General features: G+C 65.8%; 11 protein-coding genes and 1 pseudogene. 2 read left to right on the top strand and 10 right to left on the bottom strand.

The annotated features are described in order from the left end of the window. Positions 1 to 2: 2 nt before the first annotated feature. The 10 genes and pseudogenes from murF to ASC94_RS19145 form a co-directional block, all read right to left on the bottom strand. Positions 3 to 1,469 carry a UDP-N-acetylmuramoyl-tripeptide--D-alanyl-D-alanine ligase gene (murF, locus tag ASC94_RS19185; protein WP_056398808.1) on the bottom strand — a complete coding sequence of 489 codons (1,467 nt, stop codon included), beginning with the start codon at positions 1,467 to 1,469 and terminating at the stop codon, positions 3 to 5. Beyond that, positions 1,469 to 3,010, bottom strand: coding sequence for a UDP-N-acetylmuramoyl-L-alanyl-D-glutamate--2,6-diaminopimelate ligase (locus ASC94_RS19180; RefSeq protein WP_056399682.1), 1,542 nt, complete (start codon positions 3,008 to 3,010; stop codon positions 1,469 to 1,471). The genes murF and ASC94_RS19180 overlap by 1 nt, the downstream gene beginning before the upstream one ends. An 8-nt stretch (positions 3,011 to 3,018) precedes the next feature. After that, positions 3,019 to 4,800 (bottom strand): penicillin-binding protein 2, encoded by a 1,782-nt coding sequence (locus ASC94_RS19175; protein ID WP_056398805.1) that lies wholly within the window; start codon positions 4,798 to 4,800, stop codon positions 3,019 to 3,021. Further along, positions 4,800 to 5,072 (bottom strand): cell division protein FtsL, encoded by a 273-nt coding sequence (gene ftsL / locus ASC94_RS19170; RefSeq protein ID WP_056398802.1) that lies wholly within the window; start codon positions 5,070 to 5,072, stop codon positions 4,800 to 4,802. Before ftsL ends, ASC94_RS19175 begins: the two co-directional genes overlap by 1 nt. Beyond that, positions 5,069 to 6,037 carry a 16S rRNA (cytosine(1402)-N(4))-methyltransferase RsmH gene (gene rsmH / locus ASC94_RS19165; protein WP_056398799.1) on the bottom strand — a complete coding sequence of 323 codons (969 nt, stop codon included), beginning with the start codon at positions 6,035 to 6,037 and terminating at the stop codon, positions 5,069 to 5,071. Before rsmH ends, ftsL begins: the two co-directional genes overlap by 4 nt. Positions 6,038 to 6,049: 12 nt before the next feature. Further along, complete coding sequence (gene mraZ, locus ASC94_RS19160) at positions 6,050 to 6,478, bottom strand: division/cell wall cluster transcriptional repressor MraZ (protein ID WP_056398795.1); 429 nt, start codon at positions 6,476 to 6,478, stop codon at positions 6,050 to 6,052. A gap of 590 nt (positions 6,479 to 7,068) precedes the next feature. After that, positions 7,069 to 7,308: a PPC domain-containing protein gene (locus ASC94_RS34355; RefSeq protein ID WP_373888126.1), complete on the bottom strand. Its 240-nt coding sequence runs from the start codon at positions 7,306 to 7,308 to the stop codon at positions 7,069 to 7,071. 108 nt (positions 7,309 to 7,416) lie between these two features. Next, positions 7,417 to 9,327 (bottom strand): annotated as a pseudogene (locus ASC94_RS19155) (collagenase); the annotation flags it as partial. 190 nt (positions 9,328 to 9,517) lie between these two features. After that, the gene (locus ASC94_RS19150) at positions 9,518 to 10,294 is read right to left on the bottom strand and encodes an AraC family transcriptional regulator (protein ID WP_056398791.1); all 777 of its coding nucleotides are present in this window, start codon (positions 10,292 to 10,294) and stop codon (positions 9,518 to 9,520) included. Between the two features lie 72 nt (positions 10,295 to 10,366). Next, positions 10,367 to 12,034 carry a methyl-accepting chemotaxis protein gene (locus ASC94_RS19145; protein WP_082616668.1) on the bottom strand — a complete coding sequence of 556 codons (1,668 nt, stop codon included), beginning with the start codon at positions 12,032 to 12,034 and terminating at the stop codon, positions 10,367 to 10,369. A 323-nt stretch (positions 12,035 to 12,357) separates the two neighbouring features. Between ASC94_RS19145 and ASC94_RS19140 the strand changes: the two genes are divergently transcribed. Together ASC94_RS19140 and ASC94_RS19135 are read left to right on the top strand one after the other, a co-directional pair. Then, a complete protein-coding gene (locus tag ASC94_RS19140) occupies positions 12,358 to 13,359 on the top strand; it encodes a TauD/TfdA family dioxygenase (protein ID WP_056398789.1) in 1,002 nt (333 codons plus the stop codon). Between the two features lies 1 nt (position 13,360). Next, on the top strand, positions 13,361 to 14,278 hold the full coding sequence (locus tag ASC94_RS19135) for an AEC family transporter (protein WP_056398786.1): 918 nt from the start codon (positions 13,361 to 13,363) through the stop codon (positions 14,276 to 14,278). The last annotated feature ends 10 nt before the right edge of the window (positions 14,279 to 14,288 follow it).

The raw sequence follows: 14,288 nt of genomic DNA, 5'->3' as shown, positions 1-14,288 counted from the left end.
GATTAGTGAGTTCCTTTGTTAGCTTGTTGCGATCCAATCAAATGCTGCACGACCCGTTCCATTTTCATGAAGCGGGAGCCCTTGATCAATACGGTTGCATCCGGCGTTGCTGCCGCGTCCACAGCGGCGAGCAGCGCGTCGAATTCTTCAAAATGCCGAACGTTGCCAGCCGCGCCGGGCTGGCTCATGAAGCGCGCCAGGGCGCCGGTGACGAGGACGTGTTCAATGTTCCTGCCGGCGGCGTAGGCGGCGATCTCCTCGTGGAATTCGCGGCCCTGCGCGCCCACCTCGCCCATGTCGCCCAGCACCAGCACGCGCGGCGCGGCGGCCTTGGCCAGCACGTCGATGGCGGCGCGCACCGAATCCGGGTTGGCGTTGTAGCTGTCGTCGATGACGGTGGCGCCGTTTACGGCAAGCTTTTTCTGCAGCCGGCCGCTGACGGGCGCAAAGGTGTCCAGGCCCAGCTTGATGTGCTGGGCGCCGATGCCGGCGGCGTGGGTGCATGCCACGGCAGCCAGTGCGTTCAGCACGTTGTGCTCGCCCGCCGCCTGCAGGGCGACGAAGAACTGCAGCGGCTCGGCTGCAGCGTCGCCTTCCTGCACGGTGATGAACATCTGGTTGCCGAAATCGCCCGCGCGGTAGGTGCAGGAGACGTTGGCTTCCTTGGTCAGGCCGAAGGTGAGCGTGCGGCGGCCAGCGGCCAGTTCCCGCCAGATGGGTGTGAACTCGTCCCCTTGCGGGAACACGGCCACGCCGTCCGCCGGCAACCCTGCCAGCACGGCGCCGTTCTCGCGCGCCACCGCTTCCACGGTATGCATGAATTCCTGGTGCTCGCGCTGGGCGTTGTTCACCATGGCGATGGTGGGCTCGGCGATGGCGCTCAGGCGGCCGATTTCGCCGGGGTGGTTCATGCCCAGCTCAATCACCGCCGACCGGTGCGCGGCACCCAGGCGGAACAGCGTGAGCGGCACGCCGATCTCGTTATTCAGGTTGCCGCGCGTGGCCAGGCGGCCGTCTTCGCCGTGCGCTGCCGCCAGGATGGCGGCGATCATTTCCTTGACCGTGGTCTTGCCGTTGCTGCCGGTGACGCCGATGACGGGCAGCGCGTACTGCCTGCGCCAGTAGTTGGCGATGCGGCCCAGGGCCGCCAGCGTGTCCGGCACCAGCAGGGCCGGCAGGGTCCAGCCTTCGGGCAGGCGCTCGGCGACGACGGCGGCAACGCCCTTGCCCGCCACGGCGTTGGGGCCGTCCAGCAGGAAGTCGTGCGCGTCGAAGTTCTCGCCGCGCAGGGCGACGAACAGCGAACCGGCAGGCGCGTTGCGGCTGTCGGTGGAGACGCCGTCGAAGACGACGGCGTCAGGCGTGGCGGCGGCCGCAGCGGAAGCGGAGACGGCGATCCCCGGCCCGAGCGCGGGGACATACACCGCGCCAGGGATAGCGGTCAGCAGCTGGGCCAGTGTTGCTTGCATCAATTGGTCCTCATCATGGTGAGGCGGGCGGACAGCGCCAGCTGGGCGTGGTCGGCGTCCGAGAACGGGATCTTGCGGCCCTTGATTTCCTGGTAGGGCTCATGGCCCTTCCCGGCCAGCAGGATCACGTCCGGCTTGGCGGCGTGCTTGATGGCGGACAGGATGGCCGCTGCGCGGTCGTCCACCGCCTGGAACACGGAAGTCGGGTGCTGCGGGTCCATGCCGGCGATAATCTGCTCGATGATGGCGTGCGGCTCTTCGCTGCGCGGGTTGTCGCTGGTGACCAGCACGTGCTCGGCCATCTGCGCGATGCGGCCCATCTGCGGGCGCTTGCCCGGATCGCGGTCGCCGCCGCAGCCGAACACGCACCACAGCTGTCCGCCGCGCTCGGCCGCCACGCTGCGCAGCGTCTCCAGCGTCTTTTCCAGCGCGTCCGGCGTGTGCGCGTAGTCGATCACCACCATGGGCGCGTCGTTGCCGCCGATCTGCTGCATGCGGCCGGGCGCCGGGGTCAGGCTCTCGATGGCTTCCACGGCGGCGCGCAGGGTGGCGCCCTTCACCAGCAGCGCGCCCAGCACCGCCAGCGCATTGCTGATGTTGAACTGGCCCACCAGATGGGTCTTCACCAGCGTGCTGCCCTGCGGCGTATCCAGATGGAACTCGGTGCCGGCGCTGCGCGTGCGCAGCTGGCCGGCGCGCAGCATGTCCACGCCCGGCAGGTCCGGCAGCGCGGCGGCATCGGCCAGCGTGTAGCCCACCACGCGGTCCTTGCGCGCCACGATGCGGTCGGCCAGGCGCCGTCCCATGGCGTCGTCCAGGTTGACCACAGAGGCTTGCAGGCCGGGGCTGTCGAACAGCTTGGTCTTGGCCGCCTCGTACGCGTCCATGCTGCCGTGGTGGTCCAGGTGGTCGCGCGTGAGGTTGGTAAACAGCGCCACGTCGAAGTGCATGCCGTCGGTGCGGCCCAGGTCCAGGCCGATGGAAGTCACTTCGATGGCCAGCGCGGTGGCGCCCTGGTCGCGCGTTTCGGCCAGCTTCTGGGCCAGCAGCACCGCGTCCGGCGTGGTGTAGCCGGTGGGGTCGAATTCCACTTCGCCGCGCGCGCGCGACATGCCCACGCCCAGCGTGCCGATGACGGCGGTCAGGTCGCCCAGGCGGCTCAGGGCCTGGCCCAGCCAGACGGCGCACGAGGTCTTGCCGTTGGTGCCGGTCACGCCCACGGTGTACATACTGGCGTCCGGATAGCCGTAGAAGGCGTGCGCGATCAGGCCGGAGCGGCGTTTCAGGTCCGCCACGGCCAGGCGCGGCGTGGTCCACGACGCGTCCCACGGCCAGGCCTCGGCGCCCTGCTCTTCATACACGATGCCGGCCGCGCCCTGCGCGATGGCGGCGGCAATGAAGGCGCGGCCATCCTTGCCGTCGCCGGGATAGGCGAAGAACACGTCGCCCGGCTTGACGCGGCGCGAGTCGGAGGCCAGTTGCCCGGCTTGGCCTGCAAGCGCGGTCTGCTTTATCCAGTTGCTGATTTCGTTAGGTGTCATGGCGCTCATTACATAACGTCCGCCCCGCCGTCGGCAGGGATGACGATTTCGGTGACGGACGAATCCGGCGGCACATTCAGGGAACGCAAGGCGTTGGCCGCAACGGCGGCGAAGGTCGGCGCTGCAACCTGGCCGCCGAAGTGGCCGCCCTGGGTAGGTTCGTCGATCATGACAGCGATAATGAAGCGCGGATTCGACATCGGCACCATGCCGACGAAGGAGCCGATGTACTTGCGCGGTATGGCGTAGCGGCCGTTTTCCACCTTGTAGGCGGTGCCGGTCTTGCCGCCCGCGCGGTAGCCTGGAATCTGTGCCTGCTTGGCGGTGCCATCCTTGCCCGACACCACGCTCTCCAGCATGGCGCGCATCTGCTCGGCGGTCCTGGGCTTGATGATCTGCTGGCCCTGCGGCGGCTCGGTCACCTTCTGGAACGACAGCGGGATGGTGTCGCCGTTCCGGGCAAACATCATGTAGGAACGCGCCAGCTGGATCAGCGACACCGAAATGCCGTTACCGTAGCTCATGGTGGCCTGCTCGATCGGGCGCCAGGATTTATAAGGACGCACGCGGCCGGCCACCGCGCCGGGGAAGCCCCACTTCGGCTGCTGGCCGAAACCGACCTTGGTAAACATCTCCCACATTTCCTGCGGCGGCATGCTCAGCGCAATTTTCGAGGTGCCGATGTTGGACGACATCTCGATGATCTGCGACACGTTGATCACGCCGTGGCCCTTGGTATCGCTGATGGTGCGGTCCAGGATGGTATAGCGGCCGGCGCCGGTGTCGATATAGGAATTCGGGTTCACGCGGCCGCTGTCGAGCGCCAGCGCCACGGTGATGGGCTTCAGCGTGGAGCCGGGCTCGAAGGTGTCGGTCATGACGCGGTTGCGCAGCTGCGCGCCGGTCAGCGAGCGGCGGTCGTTCGGGTCGTAGCTCGGGTAGTTGGCCAGCGCCAGCACTTCGCCGGTATGCACGTCCAGCACCACGGCGCCGCCGGCCTTGGCCTTGAACTTCTCCACCGCGCCTTTCAGCTGGGTGTAGGCGATGTACTGGATCTTGCTGTCCACCGACAGGGTCAGGTCCTTGCCGTCGTGCGGCTCGTGGACGGAGCCGATGTCCTCGACGATGTGGCCCAGGCGGTCCTTGATCACGCGGCGGCTGCCGGTGGCGCCCTGCAGCGTTTTCTGCTGCGCCAGCTCCATCGATTCCTGGCCTACGTCCTCGACGTTGGTGAAGCCCACCACGTGCGTCATTACTTCGCCCTGCGGGTAGAAGCGCTTGTATTCCTTGCGCGCCTCGATGCCGTCGATCTTCAGTTCGGCGATCTTGGCCGCCACGTCCATTTCCACCTGGCGCTTCAGGTAGACCAGGTCGCGGTCCGAATCCAGCTTCTTGCGCAGGTCGGCCTCGCTCATTTCCAGCAAGGCCGCCAGCGCGCGGATTTTGTCGGCCGGCGCGGCCAGCACGTCTTCCGGAATCGCCCAGATGGCTTTCACCGGGACGGACGAGGCCAGCACCTGGCCGTTGCGGTCGGTGATCTTGCCGCGCGTGGCCGGCAGTTCCAGCGTGAAGGCGTAGCGGTTCTCGCCCTGCTGCTGCAGGAACTGGGTCTTCACGCCCTGCAGCCACACGGCGCGTATGCCCAGCGCGGCGAAAGCGGCGAACAGCACGAACAGCACCACGCGCGAACGCCACGGCGGCAGGCTCACCGCCAGCATCGGGCTTTTCGAGAATGGCATGCCCTTCGAGCGTGCCACGCGTGCGCTGTTTGCTCCGCCGCCTGCGCGCATCACTGCTCCCCTTGCGTGAGGTACTGCGTGCGGTTCGGCGTCAGCTGCGTCATGTTCAGGTCGCGGCGGGCGATTTCCTCGATACGGGCGTGCTTGCCCAGCTTGGACTGGTCCAGCTGCAGTTGCGCCCAGTCGATGTCGAGCTGGCGCGCCTTCGCTTGCGCGCGCTCCAGGTCGATGAACAGGTGGCGTGCCTGGTACTGCGCGTTCACCAGCGAGAGCGCGCAGCCCACCAGCAGGGCCGCCAGGACGATGTTGATCTTGAAACTCACGCCGCCGCCTTCTCGTCGTAGGGAAGGCGGCGCGCCACGCGCATCACCGCCGAGCGGGCGCGCGGGTTGGCCTCGACTTCGGCGTCGGACGGCTTGATCTTGGCCAGCAGCTTGAGTTCCGGCTGCGGCAAGTCCACCGCGCGGATCGGCAGGCGCCGGTCCGGCTGCGGCACATTGGCCTTGGAGGCGAAGAAGCGCTTGACCATGCGGTCTTCCAGCGAATGGAAGCTGATGATGGCCAGGATGCCGCCCGGCGCCACGCAGTCGTAGGCGTGGGTCAGTCCGGCTTCGAGATCCTCAAGTTCCTTATTGATGTGAATCCGGATAGCTTGAAAAGTCCGGGTGGCCGGATCCTTGCCCTTTTCACGGGTCTTGACCGCATTTGCCACGATTGTGGCAAGCTGTCGTGTGCTTGAAATTGGTTCGACTGCCCGGCGAGCAACAATCGCCTTTGCAATCTGAAAAGCAAACCGTTCTTCCCCATATTCTTTTATCACCTTTTCCAGTGTCTCTACGGTTTCGGTAGCCAGCCATTCCGCAGCCGACATGCCGCGCGTGGTGTCCATGCGCATGTCGAGCGGACCATCGTTGCGGAAACTGAAGCCACGGGCGGCGTCGTCCACCTGCGGCGAAGAGATGCCCAGGTCCAGCAGCACGCCGTCCACCTTGGGCATGGCGCGTTCCGCCAGTGCGGACGCCATGGTGGCGAAACTGTCATGCACGATCTGGAAACGGGGGTCGGTAATCTGCTCGGCGGTGGCGATGGCCTGCAAGTCCTTGTCGAAGGCCAGCAAACGGCCTTGCGCGCCCAGGCGCGACAGGATCAGGCGGCTGTGGCCGCCGCGCCCGAAAGTGCCGTCGATATACAGGCCGTTGGCGCGCTCGCCTTCCAGCTGGAGCGCGTCGACCGCCTCGTCTAGCAGCACCGTACGATGCTGGAATTCTGGCACCGCAACTGAAGTCATTTTGGGCGGGCCTTAGAAAGAAAAATCGGAAAGTGCGTCGGGCATGCCGACGTCGATGGTGGCTTGCTCGTTTTCGGCACGGCGGGCCGGATCCCAGATTTCGAAATGGGTCAGCATGCCGGACAGCACGACTTCGCGGCCCAGGCCGACTGCGTCGCGCAGTTCGGGCGCCACCAGGATGCGGCCGGCCGAGTCCATTTCCACGTCGTTAGCGTTGCCCAGCAGAATGCGCTGCCAGCCGCGGGCGGACATCGGCCAGGCAGCGATCTGGTCGCGCTTGGCTTCCCACACATGGCGCGGGTACATCAGCAGGCAGCCATCCGGGTGCTTGGTAAGCGTGAGGCGTCCTTCGCACTGGATAGCCAGTGCGTCGCGATGCTTGGCCGGGATGGACATCCTGCCTTTCGCATCGAGAGTGATCGCGGAAGCGCCTTGAAACACGTATTACCTTTTAAATGAGGAGGCAGAAAAAGAGGCTGGAAAATCCCACAAAACTACACTTTTTCACACAGTTGCCCACTTTAGAGGATGGAAAGATAGTGGTCAAGCGCTTTCCTATTGGGAAAACATGGATTTTATTAATGAAATTAAGGACTTAGCGTCGATCCTTGATGCAGGCTCTAGTAAAAATGTTTCGTTAAATTAGAGACTTACACAAGATACTGAAAGTGCTACCTCATCAATCTGCCGCCCAACATGGCTAGTCTCAGGGTCAAAAAGATGTCAAGAAAAAATTGAAAAATAATTATAAGGTTGCCATATGACAACAACAGCGTAGCAAGTTGACAACAGCTGCGCGCGATGCGGATGCGGCTATGCCGGGACGGACGGAGTGGGGATTTTTCGTGGGATTTGGCACTCTGCCGCGCTTTGCGCGCGATCAGGCAGGATGGGGAATCTTGGGACCGAACCAGTGCTGAACATTTCCTTCTGACTGCCACCGCGACAACTTGTCTAGACAAATTCAGGCCCACGAGGCGCGGGCCTGACCTGCTCTCATTATACGCAAAGCGCAGCTTGCATCCTGTTCTTTACTCGTACATGACGCTCAGCGACACCCCGCTGAAGGGCTGTTTCGCGTCCAGCGTGATGTAATACCAGCGCACCGCCGCCGGGCTGGCCAGCGCGATGTCCTCCGCATTGCCGGCCCTGGCCGACGCCAGGTCATAGCTGGACGGCGTGGGCCAGCGGTCCAGCGCCAGATACATATTCACGTCGCCGCTGCCGTTGCGCGTGGCCAGCTTCAGGTTCTTTGCGCCGGCCGGCAGCATCAAGGTGAAGTAGGAACGGTAGCTGGACGCCAGGTTGCGCACTGTGCAGTTCTTGCCCAGGCTGGTGGACGAGGCGCAATCCGGCAGCCTGGCGCCCGGGTCGTCGTTCGGCATCGGCGGCTCGCCGGCCGTGGTGGCCGTGTCCGCCCAGGCGGCGAATTCGTTGTCATAGGCGGTGCCGATCTGGCTGATGGCGGTTTGATAACGCGTGTAGTCGCCCAGGCGGAATTTGGCCAGCATGCCGTCCACGTCCGCGCGGTGCTTTTCCATCATGAAGCGGGTGGCCATGTAGCCCCAGCGGTAGGCGCGGTTGGTGTAGTCGCCCATGCTGTAGGTGTTGCCGAAGATCTCGCTCAGGCGGTAGGCGCGGGTTCGCGCGATGTCGATGGCAACCTGGTTATTGTTCTTCAGCGACAGGTATTCCGCGATGCCTTCTATCCACCAGACCGTGGGCACGGCGGTGGACGCGCCGAAATCGCCGTACATATTGTAGCGGCCGTCCAGATAATGCACGTACTCGTGCTCCAGGTTCCAGACTTTGAACGCCGGCCGCAGCCAGGACGCCTCGTGCGCGATGAAGCGCGCCTGGTTGCCCGCCTGCGCCGGATTGCCCTCCAGGTACATGCCGCCGTTGTCGGTGCCGATATCGTAGATGATACCGGCGTATTTGCTGTAGTTGCTGTAGTCGTCAAATACCACCAGCTCCAGCGCGGTGTTGTTGTCGCTGGCCACCGGCGTGCGGCCGGTTTGCAGCATCGCGTGCGCATAGCCCTCCTCCTGCTGCAGCGCGGCGCACACCTCCGTCATCTGGGCCTCGGTCATGTCCTGGGCGCGCAGGCGCAGGCTGGGGCTGCACTGGCGGCTGAACTTGAGCACGGTGTCCGCGAGTTGCTGCTCGTAGTTGCAGGTGCCGTATTCCGCGCACGCCGCACTGTCGTAATACTTCACGGCGGACGCGGCCGCCAGCCACAGCCCGCTGTCGGCGCCGGTCATGCTGCTGCCCTGCAGCGTATTCAGCACCATGGGCTTGACCCCGGCCTTGATCGTCGCGTACTGCATGAAGCGGAACGCTTCGCTGGCGGCGTCGGTCAGCTGGTAGGCGGCGTTGCTGCCCAGCAGCGCCGCCTTGTTGGCGGTGACGAAGGTGTTCAGCGTGGTGGCATACGAGAGGTCGGCCTTGAGCAAGTCGGCGCCGCCCGGCCGGCCGTGCGCATAGAACAGCACCGTCAGCGCGCCGGTCAGGCCACCGGCCGCGCTGCTCTGCTTGAGCGCATCGGCCGCGTTCGGGTAGCCGCTGCGGTTGGTGAAGCGGGCCACCACGCTCTTCACGGTGGGCAGGTAGTACAGCTCGTCGTGCATATTGGTGATGAGCTTGAAGGTTTCCATGGCCGTGCTGTCGGCCGCCGCGTTCGCCTGGTACAGCGCCGCGCCCTCGGCCAGTTGCCTGATCGGCGTGCGCAGCGACGCGGCCAGCGCGGCGGCCGGTTCCGGCATGGTGCCGGCGCCGGCCAGGTAGTAGCCGGCGCGCAGGTACAGCACCAGGTTCACCAGCTTCATGTTGCTGGCGTTGTAGGCGGCGGCCTCCTGCGTGAGCCGGCTCGCCACGGCGCCCATGTTGGCTGCCGAATAGATGACGGCGGCCTGCTGCGCGCCGAGCGAAAACAGGCCATAGGTGCACTCGTAATCCGGCAGGCCGGCCAGGTAGTCGGCCAGCGCGGCGCCGCTGTAGGTGGCCAGCCTGGCCATGTCCTTGCACTCGGGCGTGGCGGCCAGGGCGGCCGGTCCGGCGTCGGCGGGGGCGCTGCTGCGCAGCTGGCGCGGCATCAGGTCGTGGCGCGGCTTCTTGCTCATGGGGAGGTTGTAGCGGCTCTGTTCGGCCGACGGCGGCAAGGTCTGGCGCGCATGGGGCATGGGCGCCTGGCGCAGGCGGGCGTGCTCGCCGTCGTGGGTGTCGGCTGCGCTGGCGCAGCAGGACGCTATCAGCGCCGCCAAGGTTGCTGCATTTCTTGGAAATGACATGTTTTACCGCTCCTGTTTTTTGTTGTCGATAAGGTCACCGGGACGAGCCCGGCCAGGAAATACTAGCGTGGCAAGATTTCCGGAATGACAGCAAAAACAGTCTTGCGAAGCCGTTCGCTCTATTTAAACGGCAAGGGGCTGGGGATCGGCACAATGGCGGCGCACCGGCGGCGCGCAAAAGCCACAGCTATCAATGGGAGAGCGACGCCAGCAGCGATGCGGCGGCGCGGCTGGTCTGGCTGCCGCCGGCCGCGCCCGCCCGGCACTGCGCGCGGTACTGCACCGGCGTCTGCCCGGTGAGCGCCTTGAACTGGCGGCTGAACGCGCTGTGGTCGGTATAGCCGCACTCGCCGGCGATCTCGGCGATGCTCAACTCGCGGCCGGACTCGATCAAGGCCAGCGCGCCGTTGAGGCGCGTCTGCAGCAACAGCTGGCGCGGGCTGTAGTGGAACACGCGCTGGAACAGCCGTTCCACGCGCGCCAGCGGCAAGCCAGCCTCGCGCGCCAGCTGCTTCAGGCACAGCGGTTCGCGGTAATGCTCGCGGATGTGCTGGGCAATGCCGGCGATCTGCCGGTAAACGGGATGGTGCTCGTCCGCCAGCCCCAGGTCGTGCGAGGTGCCGACCAGGCCGACGATGGCGCCCGCCGCGTCGCGCAGCGGCACCTTGTGGGTCAGGCACCAGCCGTGGCGCCGGTTGGGATACAGGTGCAGTTCCAGGTGCTGGCGGATGGTGCAGCCCAGCTCGATCACCTGGCGGTCCTGCGCGATATAGGTCTGCGCCAGCGCGCGCGGATGCACTTCCAGCACCGTTTTGCCGGCCAGCTCCTGCTTGCTGCGCAAGCCGCAGCGCCGCACCAGCGTATGGTTGGCGGCCAGGTAGCGGCCGTCGCGGTCCTTGACGAAAAACGCCACGTCGCTCAAGGCATCGAACAGCGTTTCGATGGCCGCCAGTTCTACATGGAACATGTCCCCTCCGCCGCATTATTGTAGGAATAACGGCGGATATTACCCGATCTGCGCGGCGTCCGGCCGCCCGGCTCAGGCCGCCTTGCCGAGCCTGTGGCCCAGCGCGGCGCGGGGGCGCGGGGTGCCGCCTGCGCGCCCGCCCGGCGCCACGGCCAGCGCGCGCCGCGCGCTTGGCGCAGCGCCGCCGTCCAGCGTAAAGATGCTCACCAGCGACTCCAGCCCGCCGGCCTGCACGCGCATGCTTTGCGAGGCGGCCGTGGCTTCCTCCACCAGCGCGGCGTTCTGCTGGGTCACGCTGTCCATCTGGGCGATGGCCTGGTTGACCTGCTCGATGCCGGCGCTCTGCTCCTGGCCGGCCAGGGTGATTTCGCTCATGATTTCCGTTACGCGGCGCACGCTCACCACCACTTCCTCCATGGTGGCGCCGGCCTGGCTGACCAGCATGCTGCCCGCCTCGACCTGGTTGACCGAGTCGCCGATCAGCACCTTGATTTCCTTGGCGGCGGCGGCCGAGCGCTGCGCCAGGTTGCGCACTTCCGAGGCCACCACGGCAAAGCCGCGCCCCTGTTCGCCGGCCCGGGCCGCTTCCACGGCCGCGTTTAGCGCCAGGATATTGGTTTGAAACGCGATGCCGTCGATCACGCCGATGATGTCGACGATCTTGCGCGCGGAAGCGTTGATGCTGCCCATGGTTTCCACCACCTGGCCCACCACCGCACCGCCCTTCTCGGCGATGCCGGAGGCCGTCAGCGCCAGCTGGTTGGCCTGGCGCGCGCTGGCCGAATTCTGCTTCACGGTCGAAGTCAGCTCCTCCATCGAGGCGGCGGTTTCCTCCAGCGAGCTGGCCTGCTGCTCGGTGCGCGAGGACAGGTCCAGGTTGCCTGCCACGATCTGGTCCGAGGCGCTGGCGATGGTGTCGGTTGCCGCGCGCACCTGGCCGACGATGTGGGCCAGGCTGGCGCGCATGCTGCTCATGGCGTACAGCAGGCTGCTCTCGTCGCCGGGCGCGGTGCGCACGGCCACCGACAGTTCGCCGGCCGCGATGCGGTTGGCGATCTCGGCCGCATAGTCCGGCTCGCCGCCCAGGCGGCGCACCAGCCAGCGCGTGATCAGCGCCGCGCCCAGTGCGCCCAGCGCCACGCTGGCCGCCAGCAAGCCGATGATCCAGCTGCGCGCCGAGGTGTACAGGCGCTCGCCGTCCTGCGCCGCCTGCATGCCGCCGGCGCCGTACAGCGCCACCAGCTTGTCCACCTGGCCGCGCAGCGCCACGATCAGCTTGTTCGATTCCCCACGGATCAGGGCCTTGGCGGCCACGTCGTCGTTGGCGCGGGCGGCGGCGCGGATTTTCGCGTCCTCGGCCAGGTAACGCTCCCACATGGCCAGGAAGCCAGCGTACAGCTCCTTCTCTTCCGGCGTGGCCAGCAGCTGCACGTACTCGGCCTGCATCTTGCCCAGCTCCACCAGGTCATTGGCGATCACCTTGTCGTATTTGTCCATGTCGGCCTGCTCGGTCGAGATGATGTACTGGAACTCGCGCGTGCGCACGCGGGCGATCTGGGACTTGATGTCCTGGATCACGCGCATGCTGGGCATCCAGCGGGACGACAGCTCGTTCGCGGTGCGGTTCACGTCCGCCAGCTTGACGATGGAGAACACCCCGACGCACGCCGTCAGCGCCAGCACCGAGGCGAAAGCCAGTCCCAGCTTGGTCGATAGCTTGAGTTCACGCAGCCATTTCATATTTAATCCTTTTGACAAGTATTTTTCCGTATGGAAATATTCTACCGCATCGCAATATTTTTTGCTTGCCCTACCGTGGAACGGACTGTTTCACGATGAATAGCGTACGTGTGCTGGTAACTACGTGTTATCCACAATTGCCCATCCACAGCAAAAATCACCTATGAGAAAGTGTTGATCTCCTGACACTTAGCAATTTTTCCAGCGTATACCGCCGTGCTTTTTCGTAAATTGACGCATCGCAACAAAATGCTTGCAATTCGCTCCTGCCGTAGTACTATTTGCGCATAGTTGCCGTGTGGCAACAATGACCAGGAGCCATCATGCTGACCACCATCGAACAATCCGGCAAAATTTCCATCGTCAAGCGCAACTTCTCCTGGGGTGCGGATCTGGACGCCACGTACGCCCTCGTGGCCCAGCACTTCGACGATTTCAACGGCAACGGCTTCTACCCCCATCCGGACGAAGAAGCGCTGCGGCGCCAGCTGCTGGCCATCCCGACCCTGCAGCGCCTGGCGCAGGCCATCGCCGGGCGCGCTGCGCGCGGCCTGGCCATCACCGGCCTGGGGCTGGCAGAACTCGACGAGGCGCGCCGCAACGCCGCGCTGTACGCCATCGCCCTCACGCAGGGCTACCCCACCTCCACCGACCAGCGCACCCGGCGCGTGGCCTGGGACGTGCGCGCCCGCGGCGGCGCGGGAGCCCCTGCCGCCGAGGCCGCGCAGGCGCGCTTCGTGACCTTTTCCGAGCGGGTGGGCAACGCCGACATGCACACCGACTCCTCGTTTTACCCCATGCCGGAAGAGCAATTCCTGCTCTACGTGGTGAACGCGGCACGCTGCAACGGCGGCGCCTCGCTGCTGATCGACATCGAAGACATCGTGGCCGAGCTGAACAGGACGGCCGCCGGACGCGCCGCCTACCAGCTGCTATGCGCGCAGCCCGTGCCCTTCCGCGTGCCGTCGGTCTACGCAGCAAGCGAACAGCAAGTCGAGTATCATCTGGCACCGGTGTTCACGCTGGAGAACGGGCCGGCGATGCGCTGGCGCTACGACGCCATCGTCAAAGGACTGGCGGCGCGGCCCGACCTGGCCACGCCGCAGCTGTCGGCCGCGGTGGAACTGCTGAACGACATCATCGAACGGCGTGCGCCGCGCTTCGACCGCTGCCTGCCGGACGATACCCTGCTGTGGGCAGACAACCACCGCACCCTGCACGGCCGGGCCAGCTACACCGATCCGGCGCGGCATTTGATACGCATCCGCATTTCCAACACGCCCAACGCCCGGCGCATCGGGCCGTCGGGAATTTCGGCAGACTGACATGCTCGCATCCATCCTTCCCGTTTTTCTGATCATCCTGCTGGGCGTGGCCATCCGCCACTACGAGTGGCTGCCGGAAGCGTTCTTTCCCTCGATAGAAAAGTTCTCCTACAACATCGCCTTCCCCGCGCTGCTGTTCGCCGGCACGGCACGGCTCAGCTTTGCCGGCGGCCAGGTGGGGGAACTGGCGCTGGCCACGCTGCTGCCGACCTTCATCATCATCGGCGTCACGCTGCTGGGCATGCTGGGCGCGCGCGGCCTGCCCGGCGCCAGCCGCTCGTCCGTGGTGCAGGGCGCGATGCGGCCCAACACCTACTTCGGGCTGGCCGTGTCCTCGCTGTTTTTCGACGCCGGGACGGCCGCGCTGGTGATGCTGTCGCTGGCGCTGTGCCTGCCGGTGGTGAACGTGGTGTCCATCATTGCGCTGTCATGGTGGAGCGGCAGCAAGGCCGACCTGCGCCAGATCGGCAAGACGCTGGCGCGCAATCCCATCATCCTGTCCACGCTGGCGGGCATGCTGGTGAGCCTGTCCGGCATCGCCGTCCCGCTGCCGCTGATGAACACGCTCGACATCCTGGGCAAGGCCGCGCTGTGCCTGGGCCTGGTGTGCGTGGGCAGCGGGCTGGTGTTCTCGCTGCAGGGGTTGCGGCCGGTGGCGCTGGGCTGGGCCTCGCTGCTCAAGCTGGTGGCGCTGCCGCTGGTGGCGGCCAAGGTATGCGTGCTGTTTGCGGTGTCCGCGCCGGTGGCGCTGGCGGCCACCTTCTACTGCGCACTGCCGGCCGCGCCCAACGCCTACATCATGTCCAAGCAGCTGGGCGGCGACACGCGCCTGATGGCGGCCCTGATCACCCTGCAAACCCTGCTGGCGGCCGTGACGGTCCCGCTCAGCAAGAGCTTCCTGCCGATGATGGGCGGTTGACACAAAGCGC

Origin of the sequence: Massilia sp. Root418, assembly GCF_001425265.1 — a bacterium.
GTDB lineage: Bacteria > Pseudomonadota > Gammaproteobacteria > Burkholderiales > Burkholderiaceae_D > Rugamonas.
Note: the sequence above shows the minus strand (reverse complement) of the source record. Positions and strands in the feature narration are given on the sequence as shown.